Source organism: Pseudomonas sp. TE21394 (assembly GCF_054057835.1).
Genome location: NZ_JBSRZR010000001.1, coordinates 3,779,362 through 3,796,760, shown reverse-complemented (window position 1 = coordinate 3,796,760; position 17,399 = coordinate 3,779,362). Strand labels below are relative to the sequence as shown.

General features: G+C 63.7%; 12 protein-coding genes and 2 pseudogenes. 7 read left to right on the top strand and 7 right to left on the bottom strand.

Going from position 1 to position 17,399, the window contains the following annotated elements; all coding sequences use genetic code 11:
- Positions 1-70: 70 nt before the first annotated feature.
- Genes dnaQ through ACVWZT_RS17350 form a run of 3 tightly spaced genes read right to left on the bottom strand, consistent with a single transcriptional unit; the run spans position 71 to position 2,114 of the window.
- Positions 71-829, bottom strand: a complete 759-nt coding sequence (dnaQ, locus tag ACVWZT_RS17360) for a DNA polymerase III subunit epsilon (RefSeq protein WP_296233337.1) — start codon at positions 827-829, stop codon at positions 71-73.
- Positions 830-880: 51 nt separating this feature from the next.
- The gene (rnhA, locus tag ACVWZT_RS17355) at positions 881-1,327 is read right to left on the bottom strand and encodes a ribonuclease HI (protein ID WP_186674758.1); all 447 of its coding nucleotides are present in this window, start codon (positions 1,325-1,327) and stop codon (positions 881-883) included.
- 13 nt (positions 1,328-1,340) lie between these two features.
- Positions 1,341-2,114, bottom strand: a complete 774-nt coding sequence (locus ACVWZT_RS17350) for a class I SAM-dependent methyltransferase (RefSeq protein WP_296233336.1) — start codon at positions 2,112-2,114, stop codon at positions 1,341-1,343.
- A gap of 85 nt (positions 2,115-2,199) precedes the next feature.
- On the opposite strand from ACVWZT_RS17350, the gene gloB reads away from it, so the two are divergent.
- The 7 genes from gloB to ACVWZT_RS17315 all read left to right on the top strand — a co-directional run bounded on the left by gloB (position 2,200) and on the right by ACVWZT_RS17315 (position 12,054).
- Complete coding sequence (gene gloB / locus ACVWZT_RS17345) at positions 2,200-2,979, top strand: hydroxyacylglutathione hydrolase (protein ID WP_457470435.1); 780 nt, start codon at positions 2,200-2,202, stop codon at positions 2,977-2,979.
- 100 nt (positions 2,980-3,079) lie between these two features.
- The gene (locus ACVWZT_RS17340; protein ID WP_457470434.1) at positions 3,080-4,510 is read left to right on the top strand and encodes a transglycosylase SLT domain-containing protein; all 1,431 of its coding nucleotides are present in this window, start codon (positions 3,080-3,082) and stop codon (positions 4,508-4,510) included.
- Between the two features lie 180 nt (positions 4,511-4,690).
- The gene (locus tag ACVWZT_RS17335; protein ID WP_457472093.1) at positions 4,691-6,517 is read left to right on the top strand and encodes an extracellular solute-binding protein; all 1,827 of its coding nucleotides are present in this window, start codon (positions 4,691-4,693) and stop codon (positions 6,515-6,517) included.
- On the top strand, positions 6,514-8,349 hold the full coding sequence (locus tag ACVWZT_RS17330) for an extracellular solute-binding protein (protein ID WP_457470433.1): 1,836 nt from the start codon (positions 6,514-6,516) through the stop codon (positions 8,347-8,349). The genes ACVWZT_RS17335 and ACVWZT_RS17330 overlap by 4 nt, the downstream gene beginning before the upstream one ends.
- Position 8,350: 1 nt before the next feature.
- Positions 8,351-9,424, top strand: coding sequence for a microcin C ABC transporter permease YejB (locus ACVWZT_RS17325; protein WP_296233329.1), 1,074 nt, complete (start codon positions 8,351-8,353; stop codon positions 9,422-9,424).
- Between the two features lies 1 nt (position 9,425).
- Entirely contained in the window at positions 9,426-10,445 is a 1,020-nt protein-coding gene (locus ACVWZT_RS17320) for an ABC transporter permease (protein ID WP_170030782.1), read from the top strand.
- 1 nt (position 10,446) lies between these two features.
- Positions 10,447-12,054, top strand: a complete 1,608-nt coding sequence (locus ACVWZT_RS17315) for an ABC transporter ATP-binding protein (protein ID WP_296233328.1) — start codon at positions 10,447-10,449, stop codon at positions 12,052-12,054.
- Between the two features lie 74 nt (positions 12,055-12,128).
- On the opposite strand, the gene ACVWZT_RS17310 is transcribed toward ACVWZT_RS17315, so the two are convergent.
- The 4 genes and pseudogenes from ACVWZT_RS17310 to ACVWZT_RS17295 form a co-directional block, all read right to left on the bottom strand.
- Positions 12,129-14,318, bottom strand: coding sequence for a TonB-dependent receptor (locus tag ACVWZT_RS17310; protein ID WP_457470431.1), 2,190 nt, complete (start codon positions 14,316-14,318; stop codon positions 12,129-12,131).
- A gap of 87 nt (positions 14,319-14,405) precedes the next feature.
- Positions 14,406-14,843 (bottom strand): annotated as a pseudogene (locus tag ACVWZT_RS17305) (methyl-accepting chemotaxis protein); the annotation flags it as partial.
- Positions 14,844-14,942: 99 nt separating this feature from the next.
- Positions 14,943-15,422, bottom strand: a pseudogene (locus tag ACVWZT_RS17300) (PAS domain-containing protein); the annotation flags it as partial.
- Between the two features lie 123 nt (positions 15,423-15,545).
- The gene (locus ACVWZT_RS17295; protein WP_457470429.1) at positions 15,546-17,327 is read right to left on the bottom strand and encodes an EAL domain-containing protein; all 1,782 of its coding nucleotides are present in this window, start codon (positions 17,325-17,327) and stop codon (positions 15,546-15,548) included.
- Between the last annotated feature and the right edge of the window lie 72 nt (positions 17,328-17,399).

Here is a 17,399-nt window from a genome sequence, read left to right as displayed (position 1 = left end):
TGGCGCGTAAATCGAGCGCCGCGCGGGCGGCGCTCGATCTCACCGACACCACACAACCCAAGACGAAAATTCAGCCGCCAGTTGTCTCGGTCAAAGCCTGCCACATCGAGGGCCCACCGGCCGACTTGGCAATCGCCGCCAGGCGCTCGGCATGCGCTTCCAGCTCCTCGGCATTGGCCATGATCACCCGCCCGGGTGCACGCCCGACAATCCGGCGGATCTCGCTGCCACCCGCCGCCTGCCCGTCACTCTCGGCGTCGGCACCGTGGCCCGCCAGCGACAGGCTGGTCTGGCCACCGGTCATCGCCAGGTAGACATCAGCCAGCAGTTCCGAGTCGAGCAGTGCGCCGTGCAGTTCACGGCCCGAGTTGTCGATGTCGTAGCGTTTGCACAGCGCATCGAGGCTGTTACGCTGCCCCGGATGGCGCGCGCGCGCCAGCAGCAGGGTGTCGAGGACGGTGCAGTGCTGCGAGATGTCGGCGCGGTCGTGCTGGCCCAGCAGGGCGAACTCGTTGTTGATGAAGCCAACGTCGAACGCCGCGTTGTGGATGACCAGCGTGGCGCCCTGGATGAATTCGAAGAATTCTTCGGCGACATCGGCAAAGCGTGGCTTGCCGACCAGGAACGCATCGGTGATACCGTGGACGTTGATGGCGCCCTCGTCACTCTCGCGGTCCGGCTGCAGGTAGACGTGGAAGTGCCGCCCGGTCAGGCGCCGACCGATCACCTCGACACAGCCGATCTCGATGATCCGGTGGCCTTCGCTGACCGGCATACCCGTGGTTTCGGTATCGAGAATGACAAACCGCTTATCTTGCTGCTGCTCCACGCGGGGCGCTCCAACTTGCATCAGTCACAAAGGCAGCGATTGTACCCCAGCTCAGCGCTGCGCGCGCACCTCATCGACCCCTCGGTTGGCGAGCTGGTCGGCGCGTTCGTTGCCGGGGTGACCGATATGCCCGCGTACCCATTTCCAGGTCACCTTGTGGCGGTTGACCTGCTGATCCAGCAGTTGCCACAAGTCGGCGTTCTTCACCGGCTCCTTGCTCGCGGTCTTCCAGCCACGCTTCTTCCAGTTGACCATCCATTCGTTGATGCCCTTCATCACGTACTGCGAGTCGGTGGTCAGCACCACCTCGCATTCGCGCTTGAGCGCCATCAGCCCCTGGATCGCCGCCATCAGTTCCATGCGGTTGTTGGTGGTTTCGCGTTCGCCGCCCCACAGTTCCTTCTCGACGCCCTTGTAGATCATAAGGACCCCCCAACCGCCCGGGCCGGGGTTGCCCTTGCAGGCACCATCGGTAAACATCTCGACGCTTTCGCTCATGTACCACTCATGTTCAGTGCTTTTCAGTATCCGGGTTGGCCACCGTGCGGTTGACCTTGGCCAGCGGCAGCGGCAGCAGCTTGCCCATCGGTTCGCGACGCTCCGGGCGCAGCGGCCGCAGGCCTACCACCATCTTGCGCGCCACCAGCAGGTAGACGCCGCCACCGGAACCCTGCCAGCCCCCGGCCAGGCGTTCCCAACCCGCCAGCCGCTGCTGCCAGGCGGCAGAGGCGAGCGGCGGACGATAGCACCCGAAGCGGCGTTTCTCCAGCGCGAAGCCCAGCAGGTTGAGCCAGTCCCCAACCCGTGAAGGCGAGATGCAGCGGGCCTTGCGCAAGGCGCCATGGCTGAACAGATGGCGCACGCCCCAACTGCTCCACGGGTTGATGCCGACGATCAGCAGGTGCCCGCCAGGGCGAACCGCGCTGGCCGCCTCGCGCAGCAACCCGTGGGGCGACAGGCTGAAATCCAGGCCATGCTGCAGCACCACCACGTCGGCGGCGTGCTCGCTCAGCGGCCAGGCCTGTTCTTCACAGACGATCTCCACCCCTGGCAGCGGCGCGCCCAGGCGCACGTTGCGCTGCACCTGCGGGGCGCTGGGTGGCGGCTCGGCGCACGGCCCATAGTGAACAAGGTAGCCGCCGAAGAAGCGCCCGAGTTCTTCTTCCAGCAGTTTTTCCTCCTCCTTGAGCATCAGCTGTCCGAGTGGGCCGTTGAACCACTCACGGGCCAGGCTGATCAGCTTGACCCAGTCCGGGTCGGCCTGGGCAAAGGCTTGGTCGGTCATTGCGCTCTCCCTCGAAGGTTCTCGCACCGCGCCATCGCGGCTAAGATGCCTTCATGTGCCACGCTAGGCGAATCGGATCCGCACCATGATACAGATCGATGCTCTCCCCGCTTTCTCCGACAACTACATCTGGTTGTTACAGGATACTGCCAAACGCCGCTGCGCGGTGGTCGACCCGGGAGCGGCCGGCCCAGTGGAAGGCTGGCTGTCGGCGCACCCAGGCTGGGTGCTGAGCGACATCCTCGTCACCCACCATCACAATGACCATGTCGGCGGCGTGGAACGGCTCAAGCAGCTGACCGGGGCACGGGTATGCGGCCCGGCCAGGGAGCGCATTCCGTGCCGTGACCTGGCGCTGGACGACGGCGACCTGGTGACGGTACTGGATACGACCTTCCAGGTGCTGGCCGTGCCTGGCCACACCCTCGGCCATATCGCTTTTTTCAGCGACCAGCCGGCCACCCCCGTGCTGTTCAGTGGCGACACCCTGTTCGCCGCCGGTTGCGGACGCATGTTCGAGGGCACCCCCGAGCAGATGCAGCCGGCCCTGGCCCGCCTGGCGGCGCTGCCTGAGCACACTGAGGTGTACTGCGCCCATGAATATACCTTGAGCAACCTGCGTTTTGCCAAGGCGGTGGAACCCGCCAACCTGCATGTTCTGCAACGGTTCGCGGACGTTACTCGCCTGCGTGCCGAAAATCGCATCACCTTGCCATCAACGATCGGCCTCGAACGCCTGACCAACCCCTTCCTGCGCACCTCTGAAACATTAGTTAAACAAAAAGCAGACGAATGGAAGGGACATACAAACCCCTCGCATGTCGCTGTTTTTGCTGCCTTGAGGTCTTGGAAGGACACCTTCTGATAACCCCAAGATATATCGCAAGCGAGGCTCAACGGTTGACCCGGCCCGGAGCGGTTTCTAGAATCGCCGAAATTTTTCGCCCGGAAACCTGTGTCAGCCGATGTCTTCAAGTAGCCGCAGAACCTCTCATTCCGTCGCCCTGACGCGCCTGGCCCAAATCAGTGCGCTGACCCTGGCCGCCACCCTGGTGGGCTGCCAGAGCACCCGTCAGCTCGACGAATCCGATAGCGTTCGCGCGCACAACTACCAGGCACGGATCAAGCACAAGCCGTCACCTTTGCAGGTCAAGCCGGCCGAGCAGCCGCCCCAGGACGTGTGGGAACGCATGCGCCAGGGTTTTGCCCTGCAGGACAACATCGACGTCAACCCGCGCATCGAACAGCAGCGCCTGTGGTTCGCCAGCAACCCGAGTTTCATCGAAACCGCCGGCGAGCGCGGCAGCCTTTACTTGCACTACATTGTCGAGCGCCTGGAAGAGCGCGACATGCCGCTGGAACTGGCCCTGCTGCCAGCCATCGAAAGTGCCTACAACCCGATGGCCTACTCGCGCGCCCACGCTGCGGGCATGTGGCAGTTCATCCCGTCCACCGGCCGCCACTTCAACCTGCGCCAGACCAACTTCTACGATGGCCGTCGCGACGTGACCGCCTCGACCAACGCCGCGCTGGACTACCTCAGCCGCCTGCACGACATGTTCAACGGTGACTGGCTGCTGGCCCTGGCCGCCTACAACGCCGGTGAAGGCACTGTCAGCCGCGCCATCGAACGCAACGAACGGCTCGGGCTGCCGACCGACTACTGGAACCTGCCGCTGCCCCAGGAAACCCGCGACTACGTGCCCAAGCTGCTGGCCCTGTCGCAGGTCGTTCTGACGCCGGAAGCCTATGGCGTGAACCTGAGCCCGATCGCCAACGAACCCTACTTCGAGGCGGTGGCCATCAACGACCGTCTCGACCTGTCGCGTGTAGCGGCCTTCGCCAACATCGACGAAGACGAGCTGATCCAGCTCAACCCGGCGTACAAGAAACGCATGACCGTGGACGGCCCGCAGCAACTGCTGGTGCCGACGGCAAAGGCGCAACTGCTGAGCGACAGCCTGTCCAACCTCAAGCCCGAGCAACTGGTCAGCCTGCAGCCGAACAAGGCCGTGTTCGCCCGTGCCGTGGCGGAAGCCCGTGCACCGGTGGCGGCGCGCAGCTACCGGGTCAAGCGCGGCGACAACCTGGGCAGTATTGCCAAGGCCAACCGCGTTTCGGTCAAGGACATCAAGCGCTGGAACCGGCTCTCAGGCAACAGCGTACGCGCTGGCCAGGTTCTGGCCCTGCGTGGCGGCAATGCCCCAGGTGCGGCTGCGAACCGGGTAGCGGCATCCGGCAAGCGTTCCACCCAATACAAGGTGCGCAAGGGCGACTCGCTGTACCTGGTGGCCAAGCGTTTCAACGTCGAAATGCAGCACCTCAAGCGCTGGAACCCGCGCAGTGGCCATGCCCTGAAGCCGGGCCAGACCCTTACCGTCTACCTCTCGCATTGATGTAACCCAGGGGCCGCTCCGCGCGCCATCGCCGGCAAGCCAGCACCCACCGGGACTATGCAGGGCTTGCACCCGATGCGGCCCCTGCAATCCCCGAAGGCGGCACTCTTTTTCCAACCCCACCAAGCTGTTACTGTACCCCGATCAAAGCCCAACGCCTCTGGATCGGATGCCGACTTGATACGTCCCCTCCTGCTGTCATTCAGCCTGGCCTTGAGCTTTCCCGCAGCCGCGATGGTGAGCGAAAGCCACGGATACGCGCAGTTCGGCACGCTCAAGTACCCAGCCACATTCACCCATTTCGACTGGGTCAACCCGCATGCGCCCAAGGGCGGCACCTTGCGGGCCATGGCTTTCGGTACCTTCGACACGCTCAACCCGTATACCTTCAAAGGGTCGAGCCCGGTCACCACGCCCAATTTCCAGCAATATGGCATCAGCGAGCTGAACGAACCGCTGATGGTCGGCACTGGCCAGTACGACCCGTCCGGCGACGAGCCAACCTCCAGCTATGGCCTGATCGCACGCTCGGTGGAATACAGCGAGGACCGTAGCTGGGTGGTATTCAACCTGCGCCCGGAAGCACGCTGGCACGACGGCAGGGCGATCACCTCGGCAGACGTGGCGTTCTCCTACCGCACGTTGCTCAAGGACGGCCACCCGATCTACCGCACCAACCTGCAGGAAGTGCAGCGGGTGGATATCCTCGGCCCGCTGCGCATCCGCTTCGTGTTCAAGCGCGCCGGCAACCCGCTGCTGATCCTGCGCCTGGGCGAGATGCCGGTACTGCCCAAGCACTACTGGCAAACGCGCGACTTCAAGGCCACCACCTTCGAACCGCCGCTGGGCAGCGGCCCGTACCGCATCAGCGAAGTCCAGCCCGGGCGCCGGCTGGTGTTCGAGCGGGTGAAGAACTACTGGGGCAAGGACCTGGCGGTAAACCGTGGCAAGTACAACTTCAATCGCGTCGAATATGAGTTCTATCGCGATGCCACGGTGGCTTTCGAAGCGTTCAAGGCCGGCGAATTCGACATTTATATCGAGCACCAGGCGAAGAACTGGGCCAACGGCTACAACTTCCCGGCCGTGCGCCGTGGCGAGGTGATCAAGGCGCAGATCCCGCACCGCATCCCCACCCAGACCCAAGGCCTGTTCATGAACAGCCGGCGGGTGACCTTCAGCGACCCACGGGTACGCCAGGCACTGGGGTTGATGCTCGACTTCGAGTGGACCAACCGCGCGCTGTTCAGCGGCGCCTACCGCCGCTCGACCAGTTACTACCCCAACAGCGATTTCACCGCCAGCGGCCTGCCTACCGGCAAGGAGTGGCTGCTGCTGGCGCCCTTCCGTGACCAGTTGCCGGCCAGGCTGTTCAACGAACCGTACAAGGTCAGCCAGACCGATGGCCGCGGCATCGGTCGCCAGACCCTGCGCCAGGCCCTCGGCCTGCTCGCCGAAGCCGGCTGGAAACTCGATGGCCAGCGCCTGGTCAACAGCAAGGGCCAGCAACTGCGCATGGAGCTGCTGTTGGTCAACCCCAACCTTGAACGCATCCTGCAACCTTATGTCGAAAACCTGGCCAGTATCGGCATCGATGCACACTTGCGCACCGTCGACCGTGCCCAGTACAAACAGCGTCTGGACCAGTTCGACTTCGACATGATCCTGATGACCCTGAACCAGACCCTGAGCCCTGGCCTTGAACAGTGGCTGTACTTCCATTCCAGCCAGGCCACGACCAAGGGCAGCAAGAACTATGCTGGGGTCAGGGACCCGGTTGTCGACCACCTGCTCGACACCCTGCTGGCCGCCCGCACCCGCGATGACCAGGTGGCTGCCGCCCGCGCCCTGGACCGCGTGCTCTCATGGCAGTACTACATGATTCCCAACTGGTACCTCGACAATCATCGCCTGGCCTACCGCAACCGGTTCGCCTTCGTCACCACGCCGCCCTACACCCTCGGGCTGAACAGCTGGTGGATCAAGACTTCGGAGAAAGCCCAATGATGCCAACGCACCGACTGCGCCAGCTGGCCGGCAGCCTGTTGCTTGCCTGCCTGAGCCTTCCCGCCCTGGCCGCACCACAACACGCCCTCACCCTGTACGACGAGAACCCCAAATACCCGGCCGACTTCAAGCACTTCGACTACGTCAACCCCGACGCGCCCAAGGGCGGCACCTTCCGCCAGTCCAGCTTCGGCGGCTTCGACAGCCTCAACCCGTTCATCAACAAGGGCGTGTCGGCCGAGAACATCAGCATCATCTACGACACCCTGATGCGCCAGAGCCAGGACGAGCCGTTCACCGAGTACGGCCTGGTGGCCGGCAAGATCGAGAAGGCCCCGGACAATAGCTGGGTGCGCTTCTACCTGCGCCCAGAAGCACGCTTCCACGACGGCCACCCGATGCGCGCCGACGACGTGGTATTCACCTTCAACGCCCTGATCAAGGACGGTGCGCCGCTGTACCGCCAGTATTATTCCGACGTTGCCGAAGTGGTCGCCGAAGACCCGCTGAAGGTGCTGTTCCGGTTCAAGCACAAGAACAACCGTGAGCTGCCGCTGATTCTTGGGCAATTGCCGGTACTGCCCAGGCACTGGTACGAAAACCGCGAATTCAACCGCGGCAACCTTGAGATTCCGCTGGGCAGCGGCCCGTACAAGGTCGCTGAAGTGAAGGCCGGGCGCTCGGTACGTTACGAGCGGGTCAAGGATTACTGGGCCAAGGACCTGCCGATCAACCGCGGTTTCTACAACTTCGACGTGATGACCTTCGATTCCTACCGCGACACCACTGTGGCCCTCGAAGCATTGAAGGCGGGAGCGTTCGACTATGCGCTGGAAGTCAGCGCAAAGAACTGGGCCACCGCCTACAACGTACCGGCCGTGCGCGAGGGTCGCCTGATCAAGGAAGAGCTGCCCAACGGCAACCCCACCGGCATGCAGGGCTTCATCTTCAACATCCGCCGCCCGGTGTTCCAGGATATTCGCGTGCGCCAGGCGCTGAGCCTGCTGCTGGACTACGAGTGGACCAACAAGCAGCTGTTCAATGGCGCCTACACCCGCACCGGCAGCTACTTCGAGAACTCGGAAATGGCCGCCCGCGGCCTGCCCAGCCCCAGCGAGCTGAAAATCCTCGAACCGCTGCGCGGTAAAGTGCCCGAGCAAGTGTTCAGCGAGGCCTTCCACAATCCGGTCAGCGACGGTAGCGGCATGATCCGCGAACAGCAGCGCCAGGCCTACAAGCTGCTGCAGGAAGCCGGCTGGAAAATCGTCGACGACAAGATGGTCGACGCCCAGGGCAAGCCGGTGAGCATCGAGTTCCTGCTGGCGCAGACCGAGTTCGAGCGCATCCTGCTGCCGTTCAAGCGCAACCTCGCCGACCTCGGTATCGAGCTGAACATCCGCCGGGTCGACGTGTCGCAATACATCACCCGCCTGCGTTCACGCGACTACGACATGATCGTCGGCGGCTACCCGCAGTCCAACTCGCCGGGCAACGAGCAGCGCGAGTTCTGGTCCAGCGCCGCCGCCGACAACCCCGGGAGCCGCAACTTCATCGGCCTGCGCGACACGGCCATCGACCAGCTGGTGGAACAATTGATCAACGCCGATTCGCGCCAGAGCCTGATCGACCATTGCCGCGCACTCGACCGCGTGTTGCTGTGGGGCTACTACGTGATCCCCAACTGGCACATCAAGACCTGGCGCGTGGCCTACTGGAACCACATCGGCCATCCCAAGGTATCGCCAAAGTACGACATCGGCATCGACACCTGGTGGATCAAGCCCGGTGTGACGCCTGCGGTCAGCACAACCCCAGCGGACGAGGCCAACTGAGATGCTGGCCTATATCCTGCGCCGTCTGCTGCTGATCATCCCGACCTTGTTCGGCATCCTGATCATCAACTTCATCATCGTCCAGGCCGCCCCCGGCGGCCCGGTCGAACAGATGATCGCCAAACTCGAAGGCTTCGAAGGCGCCACCAGCCGCATTGCCGGTGGCGGTGCCGAAGTGTCGGTGGCCGGTTCCAACTACCGGGGTGGCCAGGGCCTGGATCCGGCGTTGATCGCCGAGATCGAGCGCATGTACGGCTTCGACAAGTCGGCGCCCGAACGCCTGTGGATCATGATCAAGAACTACGCGCGGCTGGACTTCGGTGACAGCTTCTTCCGCGATGCCAAGGTCATCGACCTGATCATCGAGAAGATGCCGGTGTCGATTTCGCTGGGGCTGTGGAGCACGCTGATCATGTACCTGGTGTCGATCCCGCTGGGTATTGCCAAGGCGGTGCGCCACGGCAGCCACTTCGACGTGTGGACCAGCTCGGCGATCATCGTCGGCTATGCCATCCCGGCGTTCCTTTTCGCCATTCTGCTGATCGTGCTGTTCGCCGGCGGCAGCTACTTCGACTGGTTCCCGCTGCGCGGCCTCACCTCCAACAACTTTGACGAACTGAGCACCACCGGCAAGGTGCTGGACTACTTCTGGCACCTGGTCCTGCCGATCACTGCGCTGGTCATCGGCAACTTCGCCACCATGACCTTGCTGACCAAGAACAGCTTCCTCGACGAGATCAACAAGCAATACGTGGTCACGGCCAAGGCCAAGGGCCTGAGCCGGCCGCGCGTGCTGTACGGCCACGTGTTCCGCAACGCCATGCTGCTGGTGATCGCCGGGTTCCCTTCGGCATTCATCGGTATCTTCTTCACCGGGTCGTTGCTGATCGAGGTGATCTTCAGCCTCGACGGCCTGGGCCTGATGAGCTTCGAGGCGGCCATCAACCGCGACTACCCGGTGGTCTTCGGCACCCTGTTCATCTTCACCCTGCTGGGGCTGGTGGTGAAACTGATCGGCGACCTGACCTACACCCTGGTCGATCCACGCATCGACTTCGCCAGCCGGGAGCACTGACATGGCCTTGTCCCCCCTCAACCGTCGGCGCTTCGAGCGCTTCAAGGCCAACCGCCGTGGCTGGTGGTCACTTTGGCTGTTCCTGATCCTGTTCGGCCTGAGCCTGGGCGCCGAGCTGATCGCCAATGACAAGCCGATTGCCGTGCGCTACGACGGCGCGTGGTATTTCCCGGCGTTCAAGCGCTACCCGGAAACCACCTTCGGCGGCGAATTCCCGCTGGAAGCCAACTACAAGAGCCCGTACATCCGCGAACTACTGGCGAAAAAGGACAGTTTCGTGCTGTGGGCACCGATCCCGTTCAGCTACCAGAGCATCAACTACGACCTGCGCGTGCCGGCCCCGGCGCCGCCGTCGGCAGATAACTGGCTGGGCACCGATGACCAGGGCCGCGACGTGCTGGCAAGGGTCATCTACGGCTTCCGCATTTCGGTGCTGTTCGCCCTGACCCTGACCCTGCTCAGCTCCATCGTCGGCGTGATCGCGGGGGCGTTGCAGGGCTTCTATGGCGGCTGGGTCGACCTGGCCGGGCAACGCTTCCTGGAAGTCTGGTCCGGCCTGCCGGTGCTGTACCTGCTGATCATCCTGGCCAGTTTCGTGCAACCGAATTTCTGGTGGCTGCTGGGCATCATGCTGCTGTTCTCGTGGATGAGCCTGGTGGACGTGGTACGCGCCGAATTCCTGCGCGGGCGCAACCTGGAATACGTGCGCGCCGCCCGTGCCCTGGGCATGCGCAATGGCGCGATCATGTACCGGCACATCCTGCCCAACGCGATGATCTCGACCATGACCTTCATGCCGTTCATCCTCACCGGCGCCATCGGCACCCTCACCGCCCTGGACTTCCTCGGTTTCGGCCTGCCGCCAGGCGCGCCGTCGCTGGGCGAACTGGTCGCCCAGGGCAAGTCCAACCTGCAGGCGCCATGGCTGGGCATCAGCGCCTTCGCCGTGCTGGCGCTGATGCTGAGCCTGCTGGTGTTCATCGGCGAATCCGCCCGCGATGCCTTCGACCCGAGGAAGTGACATGAGTGAACAGAACCTGATCGAAGTGCGCGACCTGGCCGTGGAGTTCGTCACCGGGGAGCAGGTCAACCGCGTCGTGGATGGCATCAGCTTCGATATCCGCAAGGGTGAGACGCTGGCCCTGGTCGGCGAGAGCGGCTCGGGCAAGTCGGTGACCGCGCACTCGATCCTGCGTCTGCTGCCCTACCCCCTCGCCCGCCACCCCAGCGGCAGCATCCGCTTCGAGGGCAAGGACCTCCTGCAGCAGAACGAGAAGAGCCTGCAGCGCATCCGCGGCAACCGCATTGCAATGATCTTCCAGGAGCCGATGACCTCGCTGAACCCGTTGCACTGCATCGAGAAGCAGATCAACGAGATTCTCCTGCTGCACAAGGGCCTGAGCGGCAAGGAAGCGACGGCGCGTACGCTGGAGCTGCTGGAGATGGTCGGTATCCCCGAGCCGCGCAAGCGCTTGAAGGCCCTGCCCCACGAGTTGTCGGGCGGGCAGCGCCAGCGGGTGATGATCGCCATGGCGCTGGCCAACGAACCCGACCTGCTGATTGCCGACGAACCGACCACGGCGCTGGATGTGACCGTGCAGCTGAAGATCCTCGACCTGCTCAAGGAACTACAGGCGCGCCTGGGCATGGCCCTGCTGCTGATCAGCCACGACCTCAACCTGGTGCGGCGCATCGCCCACCGGGTGTGCGTGATGCAACGCGGGCAGATCGTCGAGCAGGCTGAATGCACCAGGCTGTTCAGCGCCCCGCAGCACCACTACACGCAGATGCTGATCAATGCCGAGCCCAGCGGGCTGCCGGCGCACAACCCGGTGGGCGCGCCGTTGCTTGAAGTGGACGACCTCAAGGTGTGGTTCCCGATCAGGAAAGGCTTGCTGCGGCGAACGGTCGACCATGTGAAGGCCGTGGACGGTGTCAACTTCAGCCTGCCGCAGGGGCAGACGCTGGGGATTGTCGGCGAGTCCGGGTCGGGCAAGTCGACGCTGGGCCTGGCAATCCTGCGGCTGATTGCCAGCCAGGGCGGGATTCGCTTCCACGGGCAACAGCTCGAATGCCTCAACCAGAAGGCAGTCAGGCCATTACGGCGGGAAATGCAGGTGGTGTTCCAGGACCCGTTCGGCAGCCTGAGCCCGCGCATGTGCGTGGCGGACATCGTCGGTGAAGGGCTGCGCATTCACCGCATCGGCACCCCACAGGAGCAGGAAGCGGCGATCATTGCTGCGCTGGAGGAAGTCGGTCTGGACCCGCGCACCCGGCATCGCTACCCACATGAGTTTTCCGGTGGCCAGCGCCAGCGCATTGCCATTGCCCGGGCCCTGGTGTTGAAGCCGGCGCTGATCCTGCTGGATGAACCGACATCGGCGCTGGACCGCACCGTGCAGCGCCAGGTGGTGGAACTGCTGCGCAACCTGCAGCAGAAGTACAACCTGACCTACCTGTTCATCAGCCATGACCTGGCGGTGGTCAAGGCGCTGAGCCACCAGTTGATGGTGATCAAGCACGGCCAGGTGGTTGAGCAAGGGGACGCGCAGGCGATCTTCCACGCGCCGCAACATCCGTATACCCGGCAGTTGCTGGAGGCGGCGTTTCTGCAGGTGAAGGCGTCGTAGCCAACCACTGCCAGGGCGGGGTCCCGCCCTGGCACGGTGCAAACTGCTGCGGATCGCCCGCCCCGCTCGGCCACTCAGAAATCGATGGTGCCGGAGAACTTCACCAGCCGCGGATCGCCTTGGGTCAGGTAGCCGCCATTGGCCGAAGCCCAGTAGTTCTTGTCGGTCAGGTTTTCCACGTTGACCCGCAAGGTCAGGTCTTTCTCCGCTACTTTCAGCGTGTAGCGACCACCGATGTCGAAACGGTTCCAGGTCGGCAGACTGACGTTGTTCGCGGCATCCACGTACTGGCCGCCAGTGCGCAACATGCGTGCATTCAACACCAGCCCCGGCACACCCGGTACATCCCAGTCGACACTGGCATTGAGCTGGAAGGTCGGCACACCGATGGCGTGGTTGCCGTCGTTGCTGCCGTTGGCGGTGTTCTTCTGCTCCGAGCTCATGCGGGTACCACCGGCCATCAGCCGCAGGCCTTCGACGGGCTCGCCGAACAGGCTCAGTTCCAGGCCTTTGTTGACCTGTTCGCCGTCGCGGATGAAGACATTGTTCAAGGTGTAGCCGTCCGACGGCTTCTCGATGCGAAACACGGCCAGGTTCGCGCCAAAGTTCTGCCGGTCGAGCTTGATACCGGCTTCAAGCTGCTTGGTGCGACCGGGGGGGAACATTTCACCGGCATTCGATACATTGGCTGGCGGCGTCGGCCCCTGAGCCAGGCCTTCGATGCGGTTGGCATACAGTGAAATACTGTCGGTCGCCTTGAATACGATGCCGTATACCGGCGTGGTAATCGACTTGTCGTAAGGGTCGCCCCGGCGGCTACCGTCATTGGCTGGGTTGACTTTGCCCTGCGAGGTGGTGCCATCGTAGCTGTAGCTCTCCACCCGCAGTTGCTGGCGGCGTACCCCGTAGGTCAGCAACAGGCGGTCGTCGAATACACCGACGGTATCGGAAATCGCGATGCTGCGAGCGCGGGTCTTGCCGGTGACACCTGGGTCACCCATTTCGCCCCCCGTGCTGGTGACATTACTCGGCTTGGCCTGCTGCACAGTGTCGTAGAGGTGGGTGCTGATCGGCGAATAGAAGGTGTAGGCGTTCTCCGCCTGGGTCCACAGGGTGTTCGCACCCACGGCGACCTGGTGGCTGATTGCTCCGGTCTGCAACCGGCCATTGAGGCCGGCACTGAAGCTGGTGTTGTCTTCACCATGGACAATATCGGAAGGGGTAATCGTCGCCGCACCGCTGTTGCCGACCAGCACCGGCGTGCCATAGGTGCCGTGTTCGCGGGTATGCCGTGCACCGCCGGCCAGGTAGGCCGTCCAGTTGTCGTTCAGGTCCCATTCGCCGCGCGCCATGCCAAAGGTGTCTTCCGACTCGCTGTAGCTCCAGGCCTGGCCATAGTTGTGGCTGGCATCCGGTGCGGTCGGCAGGCTGGTGGTTGTGCTGCCCAGGCGCACCGAGTTGCGCAGGTGGTTGATACGCTGCTTCTGGTAGCCAATGTCGGTCGACAGGCGGAAATTGTCGCCGCGGTAGTCAAGGCCTGCGGTAAACAGCTTGGTGCGCTGGTCCTGATCGTCGACCGCTGTTTCACCTTCGCGCTGGCTGAGGTTCAGGCGCGCGCCGAAGCGGTTGTCTTCACCGAAGCGCTGGCCGATATCGAGGTGTTCGCCAATGCGGCCATCGGCGCTGATGTCCTGGGTGTAGCGGCGGGTCGGCAAGTCTTCGGCGCGCTTGGGTTGCAGGTTGACGTTGCCGCCCAGGCCGGTGCCGGTCGGGCTGACGCCATTGAGAAAAGCGTTCGGCCCCTTGAACACTTCGACCCGTTCCACGCCATCGGTGGACATGATCTGGCGCGGCAGGATGCCGTACAGGCCATTGAAGGAGATGTCATCACCGGCCAGCGGCAAGCCCCTGATCACGAACACCTTGGACTGGTTGCCAAAGCCGTACGACTCGCGCACCGAAGGGTCGTTGGCCAGCACGTCGCCGATGTCTTCGGCCTGCTGGTCTTCGATGAGCTTGGCGGTGTAGCTGGTCATCGTGAAAGGCACATCCATGTAGTCCTGGTTGCCCAGCACCCCCATCTGCCCGCCACGGGCCACTTGCCCGCCGGCGAACGCCTCAGGCATTGCGCCTGGCCGCGCCTTCAGGGCATCGGCATTGATGTCGGTAGCCTCCAGCTGGATCGGTTCGCCAGCGTGGGCCAGCAACGGGACGAAACAGCAGAACGCCAGCAGAGCTGGCCGTGACGGTAGCGGCGAAGGCATGTCGGGTTCCGGGGCAAGATCAATGATTTTGCTAATGCTAATGCTTCGCAAACACATAAGGCAAATCTGGCCACCCCGCCGCCATGTCTAGCCCAGGTCTTCGCTCACCCGCTCTACCGCATCCACCACCTTGCGTGCCCCGGCCTGGATGGCGCTGATGGCCGTACCGGCCTGGAGCGCCAACTGCAATGCGCTGGCCGCCTCCTTCCGGCTACGCTCGACCTCGCTGACAGCCTGGCTGGCCAGGACCTGGTTACGCGCGACCACGGCATCGATCTCGGCGGTGGCCGTGCTGGTGCGCGCCGCCAGCTTGCGGACCTCATCGGCCACCACTGCGAAGCCTCGGCCCTGCTCGCCGGCACGTGCCGCCTCGATGGCCGCGTTGAGTGCCAGCAGGTTGGTCTGCGCGGCGATCCCGCCAATGGTCTGCACGATGGCGCCGATGCTGGTCGATTGTTCGCCCAGCGCGCTGATGGTGACACCCGCAGCCTGCATCTGGCGAGCCACGTCATGCATGGTCTGCTCCATGGCATGCATCACCGCCACGCCTTCGCTGGCACCGGCGTCGGTGCTGCGGGAAACATCCAGCGCCATCTGCGCGGCACGCTTGACCTCCTCCTCCCGCCGCACCTGGTCAGTCACCACCGAGGCGAACTTGACCACCTTCACCAGGCGCCCCCAGGCGTCGGTGACCGGGTTGTAACTGGCTTCCAGCCAGACCTCCCGGCCTTGCCGGTCCAGGCGGCAGAAGCGACCCGCCACATAGCGGCCGGTATTGAGCGTCTGCCAGAAAAGAGCGTAGTCAGGGCTGCTGGCCTGTGCGGCGCTGCAGAACATCTGGTGATGCCTGCCCACCACCTGCTCGAGCCGATAGCCCATGGCATCGAGAAACATCGGGTTTGCATCCAGCACCGTGCCATCGAGCCCGAACTGGATCACCGCAGTCGAACGCAGCAGCGCGTCAAGCAGTGCCTGGCCCTGCTGGGCCGGGGTCGGCAGCCACTGCGCCAGCGGTTGGCCAACGGCACTGCCGGGCTCTGCGCCCAGGGCGGCAGCGCACGCCGGGTTGAGTTCCAGCACGCGGCCCTGGGCATCCAGCCTCATGAAAGGTCCCTGTTCGATCTGGGCCAGACGCTGGCGAAGGCTCAGTATTTCCGCATCGCGCTCGGCGAGCGCGGCTTTGAGTTGCCGATTGAACATGGAAGTACCTACGTAATGACAAGATGATCAGGCCGCCGGGCCTGCCAACCGGGTGCGGCAGTACCACTGCCGGAACACCTCGACAGGCATCGGCCTGGCAATGTGGTAGCCCTGCGCCTCGGCACAGCCCCAATCTTTGGCCTGGGCAAGCTGCTCGGCCGTTTCGATACCCTCGGCGGTCACTTGGTAACCCAGGCTGATGGCCAGGCTGACGACCGACTGCACCAGCAAGGCCTCCTTGGCACCACGCGCGGACCGCTGCACCAGGCTTCTGTCCAGTTTGACCAGCGAGGCCGGAAGGCGAGTGAGATAGGCCCAGTTGCTGTAACCGGTGCCGAAGTCGTCGATGGCAACAGCAATGCCGGCCTGGCTGGCACGTTGCAATTGCTGTTGCACCTCGCCGGGCTGCTCTATCAGCACACTTTCGGTGAACTCCAGCTGTACGCGGCCCGGCTCGACAGCCTGGCGTTGCAGTTCGGCCAGCAAGGTGTCCATGAACGTCGCGCTTTCCAGGTCCCGCGCGGTGACGTTGAAGCTGACGCTGAATTGCAGGTCGCGGGTGCACTGCAAAATGCGCAGCACGGCACGCATGACCCAGAGGCTGAGGTTGGCCATCAGTGCGGTTTTTTCTGCCAACGGGATGAACTCGCCGGGCGAAACGTCGCCCAGCAGCGGGTGGCGCCAGCGCAACAAGGCCTCGGCAGAACGGCACTCACCGCCGGGCAGCTCGACCCGCGGCTGCAGGTGCAGGCTCAGTTCATCCTCGCTGTGCAACGCCTGCGCCAGCGATGTGAGCAACATGAAAGCGCGACGTTGGGCCGCGTCCACTCCGGTCTGGTACCAGGCATGACGCCCCGCACTGCGCCGTGCCGTGTCAGCAGCGGCCACGGCGCGGCGCAGCCACTCCAGGCTGTTGCGGTCATCCTCCAGCGGGGTGATGGGTGCGATGCCGATGCCTGCGTCCAGTAGCACGGGTATCTGGTGACACTGGGCAGGCGCCTGGAGCGCCTGGAGGATGCGCTGGCAAAGCGGCAGGACAGCAGCTGCATCCTCAAGCAGCACGGCGAACCGGGTGGGGCTGATCTTGTACAATGACAAGCCGCTTTCCAACTGGCTGGCGATGCGCGACTTGGCCTGCAAGGTCAAATCATGGGCAAAGTTGTAGCCCAGCCCGCGAATCAGCTCGCTCAGCGCCTCTGCCGACATGATGTCGACGGCCAGCAGTGTCATCGACTGGCCGCGATCCAGCCCCGCGCCGACATCACATTCGAGCTTCAGTCGGTTGAACAGCCCTGTAGCCTGGTCGTGAAAGTTGTTGCGGCGCATGCCGGCGATGATCTGCATGGCCATGTCGGCGAAAGCCAACAGCATCCCGCGCTGAGCGTCGTTCAGCGCTGCGCGCGGTGCGGTGTCGATGATACAGAAGCTGCCGATCGCCACCCGCTGCTCGACCCGTAGCGGCGCACCGCAGTAGTAGCGAATGCCCGGTTCACCGGTAACCATGGGGTTATCCGCGAAGCGCGGGTCGGCAGCAGCGTCGAGTATCTCCAGCGGCTGCGCCTGCAAGATAGTATGGGCACAAAACGATACATCCCTGGCCGTGCCCGCTATCTCCAGGCCAGCGCGGGCGGTGAACCATTGCTGACATGCACCGACAATCGAAACCAGGCAGATGGGTGCCGAAAAGTAATGCCGAGCCAGCTCTACCAGCGCACGCAACTCACCGCTCTGCTCGTGATGCTGCACACACCATTCGGCAACTGTGGCCAGGCGCTCCTGCTCGTTGGTCGAAACGGGCGCAACCTTCATGTCGTTTCACCTGTCCCACACGGGGAGCCTACAAAATAATAGCACTACGCTACACCCAATATATGTACAAGA